This is a genomic window from Terriglobales bacterium, assembly GCA_035624455.1.
Taxonomy (GTDB): Bacteria; Acidobacteriota; Terriglobia; order Terriglobales; family Acidobacteriaceae; genus DASPRM01.
Genome location: DASPRM010000162.1, coordinates 1 through 2,169 on the forward strand (window position 1 = coordinate 1; position 2,169 = coordinate 2,169).

Sequence of the window (2,169 nt, forward strand, 5' to 3'; positions counted from 1 at the left end):
CCGTCGCTCAAGATGTTCCACACCGGCTTCCAATACACCCCGGTCGCTTCCATCGCCACATGCGTGCATTCGTTCTCTGTCAGCCAAGCCAGCAGGGATTTCAGGCCATCCGTCGTTGTTTCGAACGTCCGGCATTCGCGCGATGCCTTGCCGGCCGCCACGATCCGGACACAGGCGACGACGGCATCCTTGTGAACATCAAGGCCGGCGACCCGCCCATGCATCACTTCCATCGGTTCTCCTCCACACTGCCGCCAGCGTGGGGACCTCATTGAAAAGGAACTCTAACAAACGTGCTCCGGGGCATTGCTGCCCTTTGGCTCCATTGGGGGTGATCGAGGCGCCCGGGTCCAACTAAGCAACGGGCTCGTCCGCACCATAGACAAACCGACCTCGCTGCCAGCGGCGCCGCAAAATATAGAATAAACCGAGGCTCCAATGCCAAGACGTTTCATCCCATGGGGGTCGGCCGCCCGGCCGGTGGAGAACTAAGGACATCCGCAAAAATAACCGCTACGATTTTCCGGTTCGCGGTTTTATTGCATAGTTCCATTCGGGATGAAATTCATCGCCGCAAATATTGATGGCCTCCATGTCGGCATCACTGACTTTGATGCCCTTCTCGTAGGTTCGCTCGTCCAGCGCGCTTTCGACGCGCAGCCCGGATTTCGTTGACGTTGCTGCAATCAACTCGACGACGGCTACCCTGTCAGTCAGCGGGCGGGCGCGCCAATTCTGGGTGATATGACAGAAAAGGCGGTGCTCGATCTTATTCCACTTCGATGTGCCCGGTGGATAGTGGCAGACATGGATCGTGAGGCCCGTCTCATCGGCAAATTCCTGGAGTTTCAACTTCCACAGCCGCACGCGCGCGCCATTTGAGCCGCCACAATCGGCGGTGATGGTCAACTCGCTTGCGTCGGGATAGCGCTTGCGTCCCATCTTTTCCAGCCACAGCCGGATCGAGGCTACGGCGAACTCCGCAGTGTCGTGGGTGACGCCAACGCTGACCCAGCCTTTGTTGGCAGCGATATCGTAGACGCCGTAAGGGACAACCTTGCCAAGCTCCTTGTCCTCGAAATCGTGCACGTTCACACGCCGGGGCTCGCCTTTGGGCCGGTAGTCGCTGCCGCCGTTGCAGTAATTGCCAACCAGCTCCTTTTTCTTGGTGTCGACGGATATGACGGGCTGGCCAGCGGCTTGCGCCGCCAGAACCTTAGCGTTGATGTGCTGGAACTGCGCATCGCGGTCCCCATGATGCGAGCCCTCGTCGGCCTTGCGGTTGGACTGGCGCGAAAAGCCAAGTTCAGTCAACAGCTTGCGGACAGTATTGGCGCTGACTGCATGCCCCATTTTATTGAGAGCCGCCGCCAGCTTATCGAGGCTCTTCGATACCCACAGCAGCGGTCGGACCGGATCGCCGACCGTCGCCGGTTCCACGAGGCTGCGCAGATCGTCTAGAAGCGTCGTATCACGCACCGCCAGCCGGCGGCGGCCGCCACCTTGACGGCGAACCCTTCCGCGCGGCAGTGCAGGCGCGTCAAGGTCCTTAAGCCCTCGCAAAAGGGTGCTGCGTGCAACCCCAGTAACACTCGATGCCGCCGCAAGCCCCCCGCGTCCGGCCGCCCGGACTTCTGCCGCCGCAAACAGCCGCCGCCCCCGCTCATCTAACAGGGAGTTGACCGCTTCCCAGCGCTGCCGAATCGATTGCCCATCGATCATGAAAACGCGCATAGCGCGCTAAGTCGCTGTCTGGAATCCAACACGCACGAGTCACAACGACGCGGCTTCCCTAAAAGAAAACCGATTCACTTATTTTTGCGCCTGTCCTTAGCAGGAGAACAAGCCCCGTTGGTACAGCACTACTTCCAGGTTTGCAGTTGCAAGCTATTGCGGCGAAGCAAGGGTCTTAATTTCGAAGTTTGCCTCGCGCCTTGCACAAAGGAGAAACACGCCGGCCGGTGAATGCCCTTGGCCTTCGCAGGGCATGTGCAGCTCCCGCGCGCAGCTATGACGTATGCGAATACCCGTTGCTGTTATCGCTTGAAATCAAGATGGGAGAAGGCTGGGCTTCGTTGGTCCCGGCCCTTTCAAGGATATGGATTTGACTGATACTTTCCACTTCACGGATGGCGCAATAGAGTGAACGACTGTCCGCAAACGCAGGTG

The 2,169-nt window shown here is 59.1% G+C and carries 2 protein-coding genes; both read right to left on the bottom strand.

Going from position 1 to position 2,169, the window contains the following annotated elements; genetic code table 11:
* Window positions 1–233: transposase (locus VEG30_18780; protein ID HXZ81982.1), on the bottom strand; the 233-nt coding region annotated here is incomplete at its 3' end.
* Between the two features lie 280 nt (window positions 234–513).
* On the bottom strand, window positions 514–1,722 hold the full coding sequence (locus VEG30_18785) for an ISAzo13 family transposase (GenBank protein ID HXZ81983.1): 1,209 nt from the start codon (window positions 1,720–1,722) through the stop codon (window positions 514–516).
* Between the last annotated feature and the right edge of the window lie 447 nt (window positions 1,723–2,169).

Excerpts from the sequence above, each read along its gene's own strand:
- VEG30_18785 (HXZ81983.1), bottom strand. The coding sequence starts at position 1,722 with ATGATCGATGGGCAATCGATTCGGCAGCGCTGGGAAGCGGTCAACTCC.